This is a genomic window from Pseudoalteromonas rubra, from assembly GCF_001482385.1.
Taxonomy (GTDB): Bacteria; Pseudomonadota; Gammaproteobacteria; order Enterobacterales; family Alteromonadaceae; genus Pseudoalteromonas; species Pseudoalteromonas ardens.
In genome coordinates, this window is the sequence record NZ_CP013611.1 from 275,769 (window position 1) to 292,007 (window position 16,239).

Consider the following 16,239-nt stretch of genomic DNA (forward strand, 5'->3'; position numbering starts at 1 on the left):
CGGTGTAATTTAGAGCCGCTATTAAAAAAATTTTACACTTTTTTTTGGGGTCAAGGGTATGACCCGGCTTTCTTGATTGTGCTAGTATCGTGCACTGAACTTATACGCAGAAAAATAAACTATTATGTTTCAGCCTGTTAGCCTTTATATAGGGCTCAGATACAGCCGTGCCACCAAGGGCAATGGGTTTGTATCTTTTATTTCGTTTTTTTCCATTGCCGGGATAGCGCTTGGGTTAATGGCGCTCATTACAGTCAGCTCTGTGATGAATGGGTTTGAGCAGAGTCTGAAAAATGCCATGCTCGATTTAATTCCTCATGTGCAGCTACATAAATCATCAGATGAACAATCGCACGACGCCGGGGCGCTGTTGATTAAACTGAGTGCACTGCCAGGCGTTAAGCGGGTAACCCCTTATGTAACCAGCGATGTGATCCTGCAAACAAATAAAGATTTGGTTGGTGTGCGTCTACAGGGCGCCTTTTCTGGTTACCCATCAGCACTTGAGCCCCATATTGAAGCCGGTAGCCTGGCGCAGTTTCGTGAGCAGAAATATCAGCTGGCGCTGAGTCGTTATCTGGCCAATCAGCTGGATGTACGATTAGGACAAAAAGTTCGGGTTATCATGCCCGATATTAGCAGTTACACGCCCATGGGTCGGGTCCCTAAACAGCGTTTATTTACCGTTGCCCTGATTTACAACACCCATAGTGAGGCCGATGTGAATCTGGCGTTCGCCGATGGTAAAAGCTTGCAACGTTTACTTCAGCGCAAACCGACGGACTTTGATGTAAGCATTACGTTGAAAGATGCCTTTGCCGTGAACGAGTTCAAAACAGTTCATGCGCCGCTATTGTCGGGGCTGGAGTACTCAGACTGGCATGTCCAGCAAGGGGCATTATTTGCTGCTGTAGCCATGGAAAAACGCATTATGTCCTTATTGCTGGGACTGATTGTGATTGTGGCTGTATTCAATATCGTGTCGGCCCTGTCGATGATGGTCAGTGAAAAGCAAGGTGAAGTCGCTATTTTGCAAACTTTGGGACTGGCACCTGATGCCATAGCGCGGGTGTTTATGGTGCAGGGGTTGTACAACGGTGTTGTGGGTACGCTGATCGGCATTGTGTTTGGTTATCTGCTGGCTAGTCATATTAACGAAGTGCTGGCAGTCAGTGGGCTGTCTTTGCTGGGTGGTGCAGAGTTACCGGTTAGATTCGACTGGTTGAGTTTGAGTTTGATTGTTGCGACCAGTCTGGTTTTGAGTTTTCTTGCAACATTGTATCCGGCGTTTAAAGCCGCAAAAGTGCTTCCTGCTGAGGTGTTAAGGTATGAGTGATTTAGTAATTAAATGTCAGGGTCTGAGTAAGACGTATGATGAAGCGGGCCAGCAGGTTGAAGTGTTAAAAGGGGTTGATCTGGCGCTTGAACAGGGCGACATGTTAGCCATCGTCGGCAGCTCCGGCTCAGGAAAGAGTACCTTATTGCACATATTGGGTACTTTGGATACTGCCAGCAGTGGCTCAGTTAAAATTAAAGGTACTGATGTCGCTGAATTATCGCGCCGAAAACAAGCGGATTTTCGCAACCAAAACCTGGGATTTATATATCAGTTTCATCACCTGCTGATGGATTTTACCGCGTTGGAGAATGTGGCTATGCCTTTGCTGATTGCAGGTCAATCGCCTAAAGCTGCGCAGGCGCAGGCGCAGGAGATGTTGGGCAAAGTCGGCCTGGCCCATCGCGGTGGCCATCGACCGTCGGAGCTATCCGGCGGGGAGCGCCAACGGGTAGCCATTGCCAGAGCGCTGGTCACGCGCCCTGCATTGGTATTGGCAGATGAACCCACCGGTAATCTGGATAAGCAAAATGCTTTGAAAATTTATGCCTTGCTAAAAGAGTTAAACCGGGATTTAAAAACCAGCTTTGTGGTGGTAACACATGACCTCGAACTGGCGGCAAAGCTGGGCCGTGCCGTTGCTCTGGACGACGGTGTGCTGATTGAGCATGCCTTACATAGTGAAGCCTAAGCCAATGTTGAGTGTGTTTATCAGTAACCGATTACGCGCTTCCAAGCATCAGGCTGGTATGATCGGGTTTTTGAGTAAATCGTCAACGCTCGGTGTCATGCTGGGGGTGGCGGTACTTATTGTCGCACTTTCAGTGATCAATGGGTTTGAACAGCAGCTGAAAACCCGATTGCTGTCTGTGGTGCCTCATGTCGCTTACCAGGCGCCGTACGACCCAATTTCGAATTGGCCTGATAAAGTACGATTGCTGGAAGCTCAGCAAGGTATCGTGGCTGCAGCCCCTGAGATATCTGTCACTGCCATGGTACAGTTTCGTGGTGAGCTAAAAGCTGCGGAAGTGAAGGGGATAGATTTTCTCTCTCATCATAAAGTGTCAGATGTGGGTCAGTTTATTACTGACATTTTACTGAGCGAAATGACCGACAATGACATCATCTTAGGTCGACATATTGCAACAGAGTTGGGCTTAAAGCGCGGGGATAAAGTCACGCTGTTAGTGGCAAATTCACAAGCCGCCTCTCCTTTGGCTGCTCCAAAGCGACTTAACTTTGTGTTAGCCGATGTGATCAATATGGGAGGACCCATTGATCGGTCGCTAGCTTTGGTCTCTGTGAAGAGGTTGCAGCAGGCAATGGGGCTTTCGGATGATGAAGTGACGGGGCTTCGCGCAAAAGTTGAAGATGTATTCTCCGCTCATCAGGTCGCAATGGCTGCAGGCCGGGCCTTACCTGATCTGGTTTACGTTAACAGCTGGTTTCGCACCCAAGGGAGTCTCTATCAGGATATTCAGATGGTCAGGACCATAGTGTACCTGGTGGTGTTTTTGATCATCGCTGTTGCCAGTTTTAATATTGTGTCGTCTATGGTGATGGAAGTGAAAGAAAAGCAAGCGGATATTGCGATTTTAAAAACCATGGGTACCAGAGATAGCACTATCTTCGCGACTTTTGCTATCCAGGGTGTCAGCTATGCACTAATAGGGGCCCTGGTTGGTCTGTTTGTGGGCATTCTGCTGGCGCTGAATATCTCAGACCTATTCCGTGCCTGGATTGAGCTTGATGGGGATAACCCGTTGCAGGGCGTTTATTTTATTGAGTTTTTGCCCAGTCAGTTAGATTGGATAGACGTGGTTTCTGTGTTGTCTATTACGCTTATTATTTCGGTATTATCTTGCCTTTACCCGGCCTGGCAGGCTGTAAAAATAGACCCAGCTAGAGTCCTGGGAGGCTAGTGCAGGTAACGCATATCGAGTGTATGCGTTACTCTTCAAAGTGCAGGTAGCTGGATTTATCGGCTACAACATATTCGACGAAGTCAGCGATATTCAGCGGCTTGCTATAATAATATCCCTGTATATATTCAACCCCTTTGGCTTTGGCATAGATCATCTGGTCTAATTGTTCTATACCTTCTGCGACCAGTGGTTTATCGAGATTTTTTGCCAGCGATACAATGGAATTGAAAAGCGATTGCATTTTTCCGTCACTGACGACATTGGTGACAAAGGCACGATCAATTTTAATTTCATCGAAATGCAGTTTACACAAATAGCTCAGGCTGGAGTAGCCGGTTCCAAAATCATCAATTGATATCATCAGCCCTTCGCTTTGTAGTTTTTGCAGTATCTCATTAATATAATTAAAGTTATCAATCAGTGCTGATTCAGTGAGTTCCAGCTTAATTTTGACGGGGTTCAGCGACAGCCTCTCCAGCGCTTGCAGTAAACGGGTAGTAAAGTTAACGTCGAGAATTTCAACAACGCTGATGTTAATGGCAAAACGAAACTGGCGGGCCTCAATATGCTCCTGCGCGAGTAAACTTTTTAACTTATTAATCTGGCTCAGCGTAAACAATGTTAGCTTGTTGATCTCGCCCGTACTTTCAATGATTGGAATAAATTCGGTAGGCGGTATAGGCTGTCCATCAAGCTCCCAGCGCATAAGGCACTCAGCCCCAATCAGGCGTTCGGTTTTGGTGTCATGAATTGGCTGGAATACCACTTCAAAGCTGTCTGCGAGGTTATCCTGATAAAGGGCGCTGCGCAGGCCGGTTTCAATTTTGTTTTGTCGTTCAATTTGCCGGGCCAGCGTTTCTTTGAATTCGACCAGACGGTTGTGGTCTGATAGCGCATCAAAGGTTGCCATTTCGGCTTTGTTCAGACTTAACTCATGGTCGTCACTGGGTTGCTCTTTATAGTAGCCCAATGATACATTGCTGTAGAAACTGTTGCCGTTAAAATTAAAGGGTTCGTTCAGTTGCCTGTATAAGCTTTCGATATTCAGTGGAACCGTATTCGGAATGAACACGCAGTAACAGTCGGAAGAGTGTTTAGAGAAGATACCTTTGTCAAATTCCCCTTGAAACCGTGCTAGTATCTCCATAAACACCAGGTTGGCAACACCAATATTCCAGACTTCGGAAATACGTTGAAAATTGCAGATCCGGACACAGCAAATGGTACCCTGATGTGGTTGCTCTTTAATTTTGTTAATGAAGGCATCCCGATACAACAGCCCTGTGTGGGGATCACGGATTGCGAGCTGTTTATTCAGGCGTCTGACGGAGATAAGCTCTTCAATGGGTTCGAGCCTGAGGTAATACTGGTCATCCTGCCTGAAGTTGTAGAGCCTGACCCAGGTAACGCTACTGTTATCTATACTGACGCCCAGTTCAATTTGGTCAAAGATAGGATCGAACAAGATTTCACTGAGATTGAGTTCTATAAAGACTTCATCAATAAAAACCAGTTTTTGCGATAGTATGTCTCCGGGCTTCAGGCCTAGCATGCGCTCGGCAGCATCAGAGATGGAGATGATCTGCCCTTGCCTGTCATAGCTAAGATAAGCAATGTGCAGTAGTTGACTTAGTTGGTTTTTCATACAGATCACTCAAGCGCTTTTTGGATCTGGTAAGGGAGGTTGCTCAGCGCATAGATTTTATCGACGGCCCCCCTCGCGATGGCTTCTTTTGGCATACCAAATACCACACAACTGGACTCACTTTCTGCAAAAGTCATAGCTCCTTTTTGCTTCATCTCCAGTAAACCACTTGCGCCGTCATTGCCCATGCCGGTGAGAATAATACCAAGGGCATGATTGCCTACCGACTGGGCTACGGAGCGAAACAACACATCTACCGAAGGTTTGTGGCGACTGACAAGTGGTCCATCACGTATCTCTAAATAGTAGTCCGTGCCTTGACGTTTTACCAACATATGCTGACCACCTGGTGCGACATAAACATGGCCGCGGCGGATGCGGGTGGCCGTTTGTCCTTCTTCTACGCTATGACCTGTGATGTCATTGAGGCGTTGGGCAAACGCAGCCGTAAATTTACTTGGCATATGCTGTACGATGACAATCGGCGGTGAATGGGCTGGGAGCTGTTGTAAAAGTCGGGCGATTGCCTCTGTACCGCCTGTCGAAGCGCCAATGGCAATCACTTTTCCGGCACTGTCAGGTGGCTGTGTTGTTTTGTGGGCAGGTAGCACTTCTTCTGTCGTATGTAGCTCACGAAAGGTGTCTTCTTCCAGGTATTTGAGTTGACGGACTTTGGCCTTATTAGCGCCTTTGATAGCGTCAATGATTTGCGACACCGAGTCACTGTGTAGAAAGTCTCCCAGCCCATGAGTGGGTTTGGCAATCACATCCACAGCACCACAAGCAAGCGCCTCCATGGCTGTGGTGGTTTTTTCCTGCGCAAGTGCCGAACAGATGATCACCGGTGTAGGGCGTTCTTGCATAATCTTCTTCAGGAAGGTGATGCCATTCATTTTTGGCATTTCCACGTCCAACAAAATGACATCCGGCCAATTCAAGTTCATTTTTCGCTCGGCGATGATGGGGTCGGGGGCGGTGCCACTGACCATTAAGGTACGTTCATGGGCTATGATCTCACTCATGACTTGGCGCATCAGGGCGGAATCATCGATGATGAAGACGCTGGTCATAAGGTCACCTTCTTGTATATGCAGGGACTCAGGGTTTGCAGACAAGCAGGTTTGTCTCGCATGGCTTCCGAATGTCCCAAAAAGAGTAAACCGCCATGGTTTAAACGTTTGATGATGTTATTCAGGATGGCTTGTTGTTTGGATTTGTCAAAGTAGATAAGTACATTACGCAGAAAAATCACATCAAACGAAAAATCAACCGTGGTCAGGTGTAACAGGTTGTCTTCCTGAAAGCTGCATTGTTTTTTAAGCGTGGAGATCAGCGTGAAGTTGTCAGCGTTTTTGCCCGTTCCCTTCATCCAATAACGGATCCGGTAGCGTTTGGGAATTTTGCCTACAGTTGAAATGGCATAACGTGCATCTCTGGCCATAAGCACCGACATTTCAGAAATATCTGTGCCGATAACATGCCATGGTCGGTTATAGAATAAGTCGTCCAGTATCATGGCCTGTGAGTACGCATCTTCTCCGCTTGAGCAAGCGGCACTCCAGGCCCGAATGGGAGCGTGTCGAGGGCGGTTGTGCTGATAATAGTGATAAAGAAACTCAAACTGGGCTTGCTCCCTGAAAAAATAGGTTTCATGCGTGGTGAGTTTATCAATAAAAACTTGCAGCTCATCATGTCCCTCGGGTGTCATCAACAAGCGATAATACTTGCTAAAAGAGGGACAGCGCTTAGCACGCAGGCGACTGGCAAGGCGGCTTGCCACAATATCAGCTTTGTTTTTGCCCAGGCTGATCCCGGTATGCTGCTCAAACAGGCGGTTGAGTTGCTGAAACTCCAGAGTTGAAATTGCCATTACTGCCTATCGCTGACAAAACCGGGTGAAAAATTCAGCCTGAGAGGATTTCAGTTGTGCATTTATCTCACTGATATTGAGCACACTGTTCATGTCTAGCAAAATGGTGAGCTGGTTATTAATTTTCGCCATTTTCCAGACAAAGTGACGGGGGATATTGGCACCGAAAGAGGGGGAGTCCTCCAGCTGAGTGCAATTGATATACTGAATAGACATCACGCTACTGACCAGCATACCGAGGCTCATGACTTCGTCCAGACTGGGATCATAAAAGTCATATAGCACGATACAACTGTATTTGTTGTAAGGCTGAGGATTTTTCAGCATCAGGCGGTGTTGCATATCCAGAACCGGGATAACACTACCTCGGACGTTGATAACCCCCCGGATCACCTGATCACACATAGGGACCATCGTCGTGTCGGTCAGCTCAATGACTTCTTTCACCGATTCTATTGGAATGCCAAAGGTATCATATCCGATGGACACGAGCAGTGAATGGAGCTCTCCGTTGGTTTTATTGCTATCTGTCAGAGTGGACGCTGAATACATATCACCTTTCCTCGTATGATTGCGCGGGGTCGGAGTCGAGTGTCAGTTCTAGTGCCAGTTGCTTATTGTGTTGCTGTATGTCGTCAAACAACTGCACATCATCCAGCGTCAGTATTTTGGTAATGTCCAGTATGGTCATCAGACTGTCTGTTAATTTAGCCAGACCATAAACAAAGCGGCTATGAAACTGACCGGCGATACTGGGCACCTGGTCAATCTCATTCGCTGGTATATCCAGTACTTTAGTTACCATATCGACTTTCAGGCCGACAGTAATATTTTGTGCTTTATAGTTGCACTCAGCGACAATAATGCAGGTACGATTGGTGTTTGGCTGTGCGGGTTTGTTCAGTCGAACGGATAAGTCAAAAACAGGAATGACCAGGCCCCTGAGGTTGATAGCACCGATAATGAAATCAGGAGCCATAGGGATCTTATCCACTTCGACATATTCCATGATCTCTCTGACGATGGAAATACTGATTGAGTAAGATGCGCCATTGAGCTCAAAAGCCAGATACTTGTCAAGATCGTAGGCCGTTGTGGCTGGGTTATGGACTAGTTCACTTATCGCACATTACTCATCAAACGGGGCGTAACCATCTTCGCGGCTATGGCTACTGTCGTGAATGACATGAGACTGACGTCCTTTGTTGCCGCGACCATTGTTGCTTAATTTAAAGTATCCTACGGTCGAGCGAATGTCTCCGGTTTGATCCTGAACCATTTTGGCCGTTGATGCGAGTTCCTCAGAGGCGGACGCATTTTGTTGGGCAATTTCATCAAGCTGAGCAACGGTACGATTAATCTCAGCCACACTGGTACTTTGCTCTGTCGATGCCGCGGTGATCTCCTGCACTAAATCAGCGGTTTTGCCAATGTTGGGCACCATTCTGTCGAGCATGGCTCCAGCATGTTGCGCGATCTTAACGCTGTTGTCGGCAAGTGTACTGATGTCTTGTGCGGCAACCTGAGACCGTTCTGCGAGTTTACGCACTTCATCCGCCACCACAGCAAAGCCTTTACCATGTTCACCGGCTCTGGCCGCTTCAATGGCGGCATTCAAAGCCAGGAGATTGGTTTTATATGCGATGTCTTCGATGATGCCGATTTTTTCCGCTATCTGAGTCATGGCCTGAACGGTGTCTTTTACAGCCTGGCCACCATCGTTTGCCTCACTGCTGGATTGCTTGGCAATGTCATTGGTCATTTTGGAGTTTTCGGTATTCATTGAAATGGACGAACTCATTTGTTCCAGCGACGCGGAAGTTTCTTCCACACTGGCTGCCAGTTGATTGGAGGTTGAGCTGAGCATGCGGGAAGTGGTGCTCACTTCATTGGTACTGTGGGCAATGGACTCAACAGATTCCTGAATATCCAGCAAAATATTTTGCAGCCGCTCGATAAATCCGTTGAAGCTCTGTGCGGTTTTACCGATTTCATCATTACCAAAATCTGGTATACGTCGGGTCAGGTCGCCTTCCCCCGAACGCAAATCTTCAGCTGCTTCTGCCAGCGCATTGATAGGCAGCACTATGCCCCGGATCAAGAAAGCGGCGGTGGCGATAGCGAGGACAATCGCGACGATAAGTAAGCCCCAGACAAGCTTAATACTGTCTCGAGCGGCAGACATAAGATCGTTGAGCGAAGTGGTGCTCTCAGCTATCGCTTCATTGGAGATTTTTTCCAGTATTTCTTCTATTTTGCTGAAAATATCGTGCTCCAGTCGGTCAACATCTTTGGAGGCCTGAATTTTTTGTTTGGGGTCATACATGGCGAAAATTTCTTTACCCCCGTTGTAGAGACCTAGGTACATGCGCTCAATGTCACCAATGGCTTTAATTTCCAGAGGTTTTCTTTCCAGAGGCTTGAACTCCGAAAGAAAATTGGAAAAGGTACGGGCGTCTTTTTCAAAGGCAGCGGTTGCACCGACTCGACCACGCATATATGCGTTAAGTGACCCCATCATGTCGCCTTGTTCGTCAATCAGCTCTAGATAGTAGCGTACGCCGGGTAAATCATCGTTGACCACTTCGGCGAAGTCGCCACTGCTGCCGGCATCAGCCACTTCGGCCTCTTTTTGCGAGTCGAGTAAACTTTCGAGCGGTTCCGCGAACTCTCGATTGATGTACTCATATTTTTCGACCGCTTTTTCCTCCTGAAGGGGGTCAAATCGGTCAAAAATAAGCTCTTGATTCTCGCTGGCATAACGACGCACTAAATCTTCCAGCTGCCGTATGTAGCTGGTGTCAACAGAATTGAGCCGCTTAAGATCTTCGAGGTAGTTAGTGAACTCACTGTAGTTTGACAAAAAGTCCGCTTTTTCGTCCGCCTCGCCGGCAATGTATTCCAGCACGTTGCTGTTCATGTCACCCAGTTCGTCGAGCATATTCAGCGCATAAATGGCCTCAGGTATGTCGTACTGTCCGACATTGGTGGCAAATCCTTCAATCCGGCCGTTTTTCATTTGTACTGACACGGCAATCACCAGCAACAGCAGCCCCAGGTAAACATGGCCAGAATGATCTTGTTTTTAATGGTCAGATTCTTAAACATCTCTACGCTCCGTTTTATCTAACTAATGTTTGAGCTCTAATTGCTCGTACATCGTAATTGCGGTGCGGATCAGGGCAGATACATCTAGAATAATGGCTACTTTGCCACTGCCGAGTATGGTTGCTCCGCTGATACATTTGAGGCCTTCGAACAGCCTCCCCAGGGGTTTTACAACGGTCTGAAACTCTCCTTGCAATGAGTCGACGACCAGACCGGCTCTGAGCGTGCCAAACTGGACGATAACCAGTGATTCCTTCGTATGTTCAATTTGCTGCTCTATCCCAAACAGGGCGCGCAGGCGAATAAAAGGCAGGACCTCAGTTCTGAGGTTAATGTAGTTCTTATCCTGAATGTCGGACTCAGAGACGACCTCATGCAATTCCAGGCATTCAACCACCGTGTCGAGGGGGATCACATAATCCTCGTCACCAACGGTAAACATAAACCCGTCAATAATGGATAGAGTCAGTGGCAGGCGAATAATAATTTTGGAGCCCAGCCCTTTTCTGCTGTCGACTTCCACGCTGCCCCGCAAGCTTTCAACATTGCGTTTGACCACGTCCATGCCCACGCCACGGCCCGAGATACTGGTTACGGCGGCGGCCGTGGAAAAGCCAGGTTCAAAGATGAGCAGATTGATTTCTTTGTCCTGCAAAGAGTGTTCTGCGCTTATCAGGCCATTTTCGATAGCGCGAGCCAGGATCTTACTCTGATCTAACCCCTTACCATCATCCTGGATCTCTATCACAATTGAGCCAGAGTCATGATAGGCCTTGAGCGTGAGTTGACCACAGGCAGGCTTGCCTGCGGCGACACGTTCATCAGGTATTTCAATACCATGGTCTATGGCGTTGCGGATGATATGCATAAGCGGATCGCTGACTTTCTCAACAAAAGTTTTGTCCAGCTCAGTATCCGCGCCAATAATATTGAGCTCCACCTCTTTACCCAGTTCGTCAGCCACATCCCGGACAACGCGTTTGAATTTATTAAAGGTTTCGCCAATTTGCACCATTCTGAGTTTAAGTGAGCTGTCACGAATGTTTTCGACTAATCGCTCTAGTAGTGCCATGGCTTCTATCAGGGTTTCGTTGCCGGTTTCGTGGGCCAGCAGATTCGTTCTGGCTCCGGTAATGACCATTTCTCCGACTTGATCGATCAACCTGTCGAGCTTCATTGCCTCGACCCGCAAGGTTTTGCCGCTGTGCAGTTTGTTTTTCTTCTTATCTTTAATGGGGGCTGTTATCGGGCCATCATCTGGCGCTGGTACGGATGGCTCATTCGGTAAAAGTGACTGAGTGAGCTGTGACAGGGTTGACTGGAACTGAGATGGTTCCGGAAAGTACCGTGCGCATGCCTGGATTGCATCGTAACTGCACTGTTCTGGCGGCAAAATCTCTATAACCGCATCGTTTTTAATAAACTCGAAGACCTCTTCTATCGCCTCTTTGTTTTGACTTGTACGGAACAGCATCAGAAACGCCAGGTAGCTGGACTCAGGGTCATAGGGGGTTTGGGCATTCAGAGGAACAACATTCGTGGCTACTTCAAGCTCGGTCACTTCATTATTAAGAAAATGAATAAAAGGGAAGGGATCCAGGCCATTACGTAATACATTTTCGTTAGGAACAAAGCAGACAAACCAGAAACCATTTTGCGGTAGTTTAGGGCTTTCAGAGGTGACAATGTTATCCTGTGGTGAAGCGGCATCGTCGATAAACTCACTGAATTGACCGCTCAGAGCTGCAAGTTGGGTCAGTTGCTGTGCACGGGGTTCACTGTCAGACGCGGCGAGCAGGATAAGTTCTTCGCACAGGTCTCCCGTCTCTAGGTAAAGAGAGAGCAGGGCTTTACTCATTTCCCGGTTTCCGTTTCGAACATCGTCAAGCACGGTTTCTGCAATGTGAGTCAGGCTCACGACGTAGTCAAAACCAAATAGGCCTGCACTGCCTTTAATGGTGTGGATGGCGCGGAAGATGGCGTTGATGGTTTCTTCCTGATCGGCGCCAGCGTCACTGGCTTCCATATCCAGCAAACAGTTTTCCATGTCGGCCAGCAACTCTTTGGACTCACTGACAAAAGTGGTAATGGCCGCGCTTAAATCAACAGACATAGCTAAGGTTCGCTTTCATTTGGAACGTCCAGGGACACATTCAACAGGGTTAGCCTGGCTGTTAGCAGATCTGACAGGGTGAGGGCTTTAATCTGTACCCCAGTCGTCCGACAGTGATTCACCAGCCATACAGTCAACTGGATCCCTGCGCTATCGAGCTCTTCGACCTGACTTAAGTCGAGCTCTACTGACTGTTTGCTCTCTAAAAAAGCATTGAGCTCAGTGTGCACGTCTTGTACTTCGTAGATGGTCAATTCTGCCGGGAATTTAAAGCACTCTGACATCACGGTCACATCATCAATAATTTGGATACGGCTTGAAGCATTTGTGCTGGCTTAAATGGCTTTACCATCCAGGCCTTTGCGCCTGCTTTTTTGCCTTCTTCCATCATGCTCTGTTGATTTTCAGTAGTCAGCATAATGACGGGTGTAAACTTGTATTGTGGCAGCTGTTTGACATTTTTAACGAACTCAATGCCATTCATATTGGGCATATTGACGTCACTGATGATTAGGTGAACTTTGCTACCGGTGAGTTTACTGAGTGCATCTTTGCCATCGCAGGCTTCAATAACCTGATAGCCAGCCCCTGTTAGCGCAATATTTACGACCTGTCTTAAAGAATCAGAATCATCTACAACTAAAATGGTTTTACTCATAATGTACCCTCAGGCTGCATGTCAGAAAAAAGTAAGGTCGTCCACAGTGTCATCGTCCTTACTATTGTTGCCGCTATGATTGGATGACAGAATATGTCGTTGCTCCCGGGTCGCAGCAGTACGAGAGAGCGTGTCACTGATCCGTTGATGATTAAATCGGGCGGTCTTGCTTTGGCGGCGCTCTTCAATGAATTTATCCAACTCTTGTGTCATGATCTCCAGCGCAATCGTTACGCTGTCTTGGATCTGATCGACCCGGTCCTGAAACTGCAGGTCAACCAAAATCTCTGAGATTTTTTGTCGATTGTCTTCGTTAGAGGTCTGAAGTATGTGTGCCTGTTGCTCGACGTTTTGAGATAATGTGAGCCAGGTATCAATTACTTCGTTGATTTGGAGTTGATACTTTTCCGTCAATGCCTGGCGTTCGGTTAATTCACTTTCCATCATCGTCATAGAGCTTTGCATTGCTTGTGCAATAGACTCGACCATTTTGTTGATTTTGACCCCTGTCTCTCCACTTGAATTAGCCAGTGCACGCACTTCATCCGCAACAACAGCAAAGCCGCGGCCATTGTCACCGGCACGCGCGGCTTCAATTGATGCATTCAGAGCCAGTAAATTGGTTTGCTCTGCAATTTTCGCGACATCGATGGACATTGCCTGCAATTCTTTGCTTTGTTCGACCATGGTTTTAAACGTCTCGGTACGTTGCTGTTGGCTGGTATTGGATTGTTCAAGATAAGCCAGGATCTGATTTAGCTGATCACGACTGTGTTGAGAAGTTTGTTGTAAGGTATTGGCACTGCTGTTATCCAGGCTACCTAAGGTTGCAGTGATATTGTTCACTAACTGGGAAAACTCACCAGACATATTGTCAACCGCCTGCTTGGTCTGTTGTCGGGCACTGTTTATTTGTTCCCGCAACTGCGGGGTGATGGTGTGGCCCAATTGCTGCAGACAGGTGAGATCAGATTGCTGTCCGAGTGCTTGTTCTGGTTGAGGGTCCGTTGCCTCTGGTACGTCTGCCCTGGCAGCGCGAATGCTAACATACAGAGCGAGTCCAGACAGAGTGGTGATAATCAGCGCAAAGGCCAGGTTTGATCCATACCAGGCGATCACAAATATGATTGACTGAATAGCAATGGAAAGTGGGATCATAGTTACGACCACTTTGACCTGTTAGAAGATCCTTTAATCCTAGTCGAGACTATTTATTGTGCAAATCCAAATAATCACCTTGAATACTCTTGCGCTTAATACACCCGCTTGTGTAGTGTGATGCTTGCATCCGGTCGATTTAATTCATACAGTAGAGGAAATTTCCTCAAGCAGTAACAAGAATGACGAAAGACAACACACAAATGAGTAAAGAAGAACAACAAAAAATGCTTGCCCAGTGGCAACACACTTCCCTTCAGACTGCGCAGAAGTATCTTGCAGAAAAAGGCATAGTCGGTATCAATATTCAAACCGGTGAGTCCCGTATTTTGCCTCCTATCTGTGGTGTTTGGAAAATTAAAGACAATAAAGGCAAAGGGTACTGGGTTGTCTCTGGTAAAGTCCCAACAGATGCGATGCCTGTGAGCGGGGCAGCGGATGCTCGCGCCGCACTCAAACACTTTTCTTATCAATGGCAAATCAAAGCCGATAAAATCCTCGGCGCAGAGCACCCTGATCCGACACAGGCCGAATATGCTAATTTCCTTATTCACCATGCTCATGGCGTCTATGATTTGGCTAACAGAGAGCAGTTATGGGCTAATGCAGCATCGTAAACGGCTCTGAGTTCATTTCTTTTACCGGGCATTTCATTCGCTGTCTTGGAATGCCTGCTTCCATAAATACACCGCCTTGTTTGGAAAAGCCGGATTTCAAAAAGGTGGGCACCTCGTCCAAAATGCACTGTACGAAGACGTTCTCATAGCCTTTTTGTTCTGCCAGTATACTAAGAAAGCTGATCAAAGACTGATAGGCTTCACGGTTTCTGTGTGCCCGAATGATTGCAATTCGACTGATCAGACCATCACAACATAACCTGCCGGTTCCAATTGGGCACTGATTTTCGTCCCGCACGAGAACATGTTCCGCAGTTTTATCGTGTTGATCAAATTCTACTTCCCTTGGCAGGTGAAGCTCGCAAACGAAGACTCGCTCGCGGATTTGGCGCAGTTGTCCCTGAGTTTTTTGCCAACTCACTCTATCGACGTGGTAATTCATGATTGCCTCGCATCAAACATCATAATCACGCCTGATTAGGGGATCAGCCTGTGCTATTTATTATTGTGGCACCGACTTGGTCGATGCCTTATTGTGTGACTAACCCTCAGATTCAGGTAATTACACCCAGTCCTCAATGTAAAAGGACCCATCGTTAATAAGCGTAGTTAATGTTTGTTTAAATTCCAAACATGCAAACTCACTTAATAATGAAGATACGGGCGTACAACTCTGATCTGTCAGCTTTTTAACGGCTGGTAAGACCTCAAGTGGAAGGGTGAAATTTTGCCCATTCACGCTCATTATCACCGTGTGTGTCGTTAACTGATACAGTGCTCTGACGCCTCCTGACCGTACTAGGGTGTCTTGGGGCGAAATATCATCTTGTAAGGTGTCAGCAGTCAGTGGCGGATCGAGTGGTGCCAGATCCATTTCATGCTTAGGCTCACTGAGTGTCTGTCCCAGCCATTGGTCGAAGATGTCGCTGTCATGCAGTATCGATTCCAGCATGGTGCGGATCTTCCCTTTGTCCTGACGACTGACCTCGCCCAGAGAGTCACGCAGCGAGAGATCAGGGTCGCTGTAACGAGTTGTGCCTAACTCTGCATCTATCAGGTGATCAGCCAGGCTTGAGAGTAGATCTTTTTGATCTGGAGCCCTGAAACCAACAGAATAGTTCATTGCATTTTCAACAGCATAGCCTTCATGAGGGCAGCCGGGTGGAATGTACAAGATATCACCCGGTTCCAGTTCTGCATCAATGCAGGCTGCAAATTGCTCTACCTGTAAGAGGCTTTTGTTCTGCGCAAATTGTTTCAGGCTGGCGTCAGGCATACCGACGCGCCAACGTCTTTTCCCCTGGCCCTGAATGATAAACACGTCGTATTGGTCAAGGTGTGGACCAACACCACCCCCCGGCGTAGAAAAACTGATCATCAGATCGTCAATACGCCAGTTTGGAATAAAGCGAAAGGGTTCCAGTAAGCTGGCAGCCTGAGGGTGCCAGTGATCAACGGCCTGTACCAGCAAAGTACTGTGCTGCTCTGTCAGCAACGAAAAGTCTTCAAACGGACCATGGTGTGCATCCCAGTGATTGTCGTGGTTGGTGACGATCCGAGACTCAATATTGTCTTCCATTGCCAGGCCTGCCAGTTCTTCTGGTGACAGTGGATCGATGAAATTCTGAAAGCCTTGTTTGATAAGTAGAGGTTTTTTTTGCCAGTACTGGGCGAGAAACGCGGCCTCAGTCAGGGCATTGATAGATAGCTGATACATAAAGTGACTCCAATAAAAAAGCGAAAGTCCGGCACTATGCCACGACTTTCGCTTCTCAGGCTTATTTCTGAGTGATACCAATTTGCATAATT

Annotated in this window: 16 protein-coding genes; 4 read left to right on the forward strand and 12 right to left on the reverse strand. The window is 47.4% G+C overall.

Annotated features, from left to right (window positions below; genetic code table 11):
• Positions 1–124 precede the first annotated feature (124 nt).
• The 3 genes from AT705_RS01215 to AT705_RS01225 are packed head-to-tail and all read left to right on the forward strand — an operon-like array spanning position 125 to position 3,258.
• Positions 125–1,336, forward strand: coding sequence for a lipoprotein-releasing ABC transporter permease subunit (locus tag AT705_RS01215; RefSeq protein ID WP_058795146.1), 1,212 nt, complete (start codon positions 125–127; stop codon positions 1,334–1,336).
• Entirely contained in the window at positions 1,329–2,027 is a 699-nt protein-coding gene (lolD, locus tag AT705_RS01220; protein WP_058795147.1) for a lipoprotein-releasing ABC transporter ATP-binding protein LolD, read from the forward strand. Before AT705_RS01215 ends, lolD begins: the two co-directional genes overlap by 8 nt.
• Before the next feature lie 4 nt (positions 2,028–2,031).
• Complete coding sequence (locus tag AT705_RS01225; protein ID WP_058795148.1) at positions 2,032–3,258, forward strand: lipoprotein-releasing ABC transporter permease subunit; 1,227 nt, start codon at positions 2,032–2,034, stop codon at positions 3,256–3,258.
• 28 nt (positions 3,259–3,286) lie between these two features.
• Here AT705_RS01225 and AT705_RS01230 read toward each other — a convergent pair whose 3' ends face one another.
• The 10 genes from AT705_RS01230 to AT705_RS01275 all read right to left on the reverse strand — a co-directional run bounded on the left by AT705_RS01230 (position 3,287) and on the right by AT705_RS01275 (position 13,813).
• Positions 3,287–4,906, reverse strand: coding sequence for a bifunctional diguanylate cyclase/phosphodiesterase (locus AT705_RS01230; RefSeq protein ID WP_058797877.1), 1,620 nt, complete (start codon positions 4,904–4,906; stop codon positions 3,287–3,289).
• 5 nt (positions 4,907–4,911) lie between these two features.
• Complete coding sequence (locus tag AT705_RS01235) at positions 4,912–5,976, reverse strand: protein-glutamate methylesterase/protein-glutamine glutaminase (protein ID WP_058795149.1); 1,065 nt, start codon at positions 5,974–5,976, stop codon at positions 4,912–4,914.
• Entirely contained in the window at positions 5,973–6,776 is an 804-nt protein-coding gene (locus AT705_RS01240; RefSeq protein WP_058795150.1) for a CheR family methyltransferase, read from the reverse strand. Before AT705_RS01240 ends, AT705_RS01235 begins: the two co-directional genes overlap by 4 nt.
• Before the next feature lie 6 nt (positions 6,777–6,782).
• A complete protein-coding gene (locus tag AT705_RS01245) occupies positions 6,783–7,328 on the reverse strand; it encodes a chemotaxis protein CheW (protein ID WP_058795151.1) in 546 nt (181 codons plus the stop codon).
• A gap of 1 nt (position 7,329) precedes the next feature.
• On the reverse strand, positions 7,330–7,899 hold the full coding sequence (locus AT705_RS01250; protein ID WP_058795152.1) for a chemotaxis protein CheW: 570 nt from the start codon (positions 7,897–7,899) through the stop codon (positions 7,330–7,332).
• Between the two features lie 6 nt (positions 7,900–7,905).
• Entirely contained in the window at positions 7,906–9,807 is a 1,902-nt protein-coding gene (locus AT705_RS01255; protein WP_237113764.1) for a methyl-accepting chemotaxis protein, read from the reverse strand.
• A 99-nt stretch (positions 9,808–9,906) separates the two neighbouring features.
• Entirely contained in the window at positions 9,907–11,997 is a 2,091-nt protein-coding gene (locus AT705_RS01260) for a chemotaxis protein CheA (protein WP_058795153.1), read from the reverse strand.
• A 2-nt stretch (positions 11,998–11,999) separates the two neighbouring features.
• A complete protein-coding gene (locus tag AT705_RS01265; protein WP_058795154.1) occupies positions 12,000–12,281 on the reverse strand; it encodes an STAS domain-containing protein in 282 nt (93 codons plus the stop codon).
• A 5-nt stretch (positions 12,282–12,286) separates the two neighbouring features.
• Positions 12,287–12,655 carry a response regulator gene (locus tag AT705_RS01270; protein ID WP_010385407.1) on the reverse strand — a complete coding sequence of 123 codons (369 nt, stop codon included), beginning with the start codon at positions 12,653–12,655 and terminating at the stop codon, positions 12,287–12,289.
• Positions 12,656–12,676: 21 nt separating this feature from the next.
• Positions 12,677–13,813 (reverse strand): methyl-accepting chemotaxis protein, encoded by a 1,137-nt coding sequence (locus AT705_RS01275; RefSeq protein WP_058795155.1) that lies wholly within the window; start codon positions 13,811–13,813, stop codon positions 12,677–12,679.
• A 182-nt stretch (positions 13,814–13,995) separates the two neighbouring features.
• On the opposite strand from AT705_RS01275, the gene AT705_RS01280 reads away from it, so the two are divergent.
• Positions 13,996–14,430 (forward strand): DUF4826 family protein, encoded by a 435-nt coding sequence (locus tag AT705_RS01280; RefSeq protein ID WP_058795156.1) that lies wholly within the window; start codon positions 13,996–13,998, stop codon positions 14,428–14,430.
• On the opposite strand, the gene AT705_RS01285 is transcribed toward AT705_RS01280, so the two are convergent.
• Both AT705_RS01285 and AT705_RS01290 read right to left on the reverse strand, forming a co-directional pair.
• On the reverse strand, positions 14,414–14,872 hold the full coding sequence (locus tag AT705_RS01285; protein WP_049863758.1) for a GNAT family N-acetyltransferase: 459 nt from the start codon (positions 14,870–14,872) through the stop codon (positions 14,414–14,416). The two genes, AT705_RS01280 and AT705_RS01285, sit on opposite strands and share 17 nt — an antisense overlap.
• A gap of 120 nt (positions 14,873–14,992) precedes the next feature.
• Positions 14,993–16,147 (reverse strand): cupin domain-containing protein, encoded by a 1,155-nt coding sequence (locus AT705_RS01290; protein ID WP_058795157.1) that lies wholly within the window; start codon positions 16,145–16,147, stop codon positions 14,993–14,995.
• Positions 16,148–16,239 lie beyond the last annotated feature (92 nt).

Excerpts from the sequence above, each read along its gene's own strand:
- AT705_RS01240 (WP_058795150.1), bottom strand. The coding sequence starts at position 6,776 with ATGGCAATTTCAACTCTGGAGTTTCAGCAACTCAACCGCCTGTTTGAG.
- AT705_RS01230 (WP_058797877.1), bottom strand. The coding sequence starts at position 4,906 with ATGAAAAACCAACTAAGTCAACTACTGCACATTGCTTATCTTAGCTAT.
- AT705_RS01215 (WP_058795146.1), top strand. The coding sequence starts at position 125 with ATGTTTCAGCCTGTTAGCCTTTATATAGGGCTCAGATACAGCCGTGCC.
- AT705_RS01265 (WP_058795154.1), bottom strand. The coding sequence starts at position 12,281 with ATGTCAGAGTGCTTTAAATTCCCGGCAGAATTGACCATCTACGAAGTA.
- AT705_RS01235 (WP_058795149.1), bottom strand. The coding sequence starts at position 5,976 with ATGACCAGCGTCTTCATCATCGATGATTCCGCCCTGATGCGCCAAGTC.
- AT705_RS01260 (WP_058795153.1), bottom strand. The coding sequence starts at position 11,997 with ATGTCTGTTGATTTAAGCGCGGCCATTACCACTTTTGTCAGTGAGTCC.
- AT705_RS01275 (WP_058795155.1), bottom strand. The coding sequence starts at position 13,813 with ATGATCCCACTTTCCATTGCTATTCAGTCAATCATATTTGTGATCGCC.
- AT705_RS01290 (WP_058795157.1), bottom strand. The coding sequence starts at position 16,147 with ATGTATCAGCTATCTATCAATGCCCTGACTGAGGCCGCGTTTCTCGCC.
- AT705_RS01225 (WP_058795148.1), top strand. The coding sequence starts at position 2,032 with ATGTTGAGTGTGTTTATCAGTAACCGATTACGCGCTTCCAAGCATCAG.
- AT705_RS01280 (WP_058795156.1), top strand. The coding sequence starts at position 13,996 with ATGACGAAAGACAACACACAAATGAGTAAAGAAGAACAACAAAAAATG.
- AT705_RS01270 (WP_010385407.1), bottom strand. The coding sequence starts at position 12,655 with ATGAGTAAAACCATTTTAGTTGTAGATGATTCTGATTCTTTAAGACAG.
- AT705_RS01285 (WP_049863758.1), bottom strand. The coding sequence starts at position 14,872 with ATGAATTACCACGTCGATAGAGTGAGTTGGCAAAAAACTCAGGGACAA.
- lolD (WP_058795147.1), top strand. The coding sequence starts at position 1,329 with ATGAGTGATTTAGTAATTAAATGTCAGGGTCTGAGTAAGACGTATGAT.
- AT705_RS01245 (WP_058795151.1), bottom strand. The coding sequence starts at position 7,328 with ATGTATTCAGCGTCCACTCTGACAGATAGCAATAAAACCAACGGAGAG.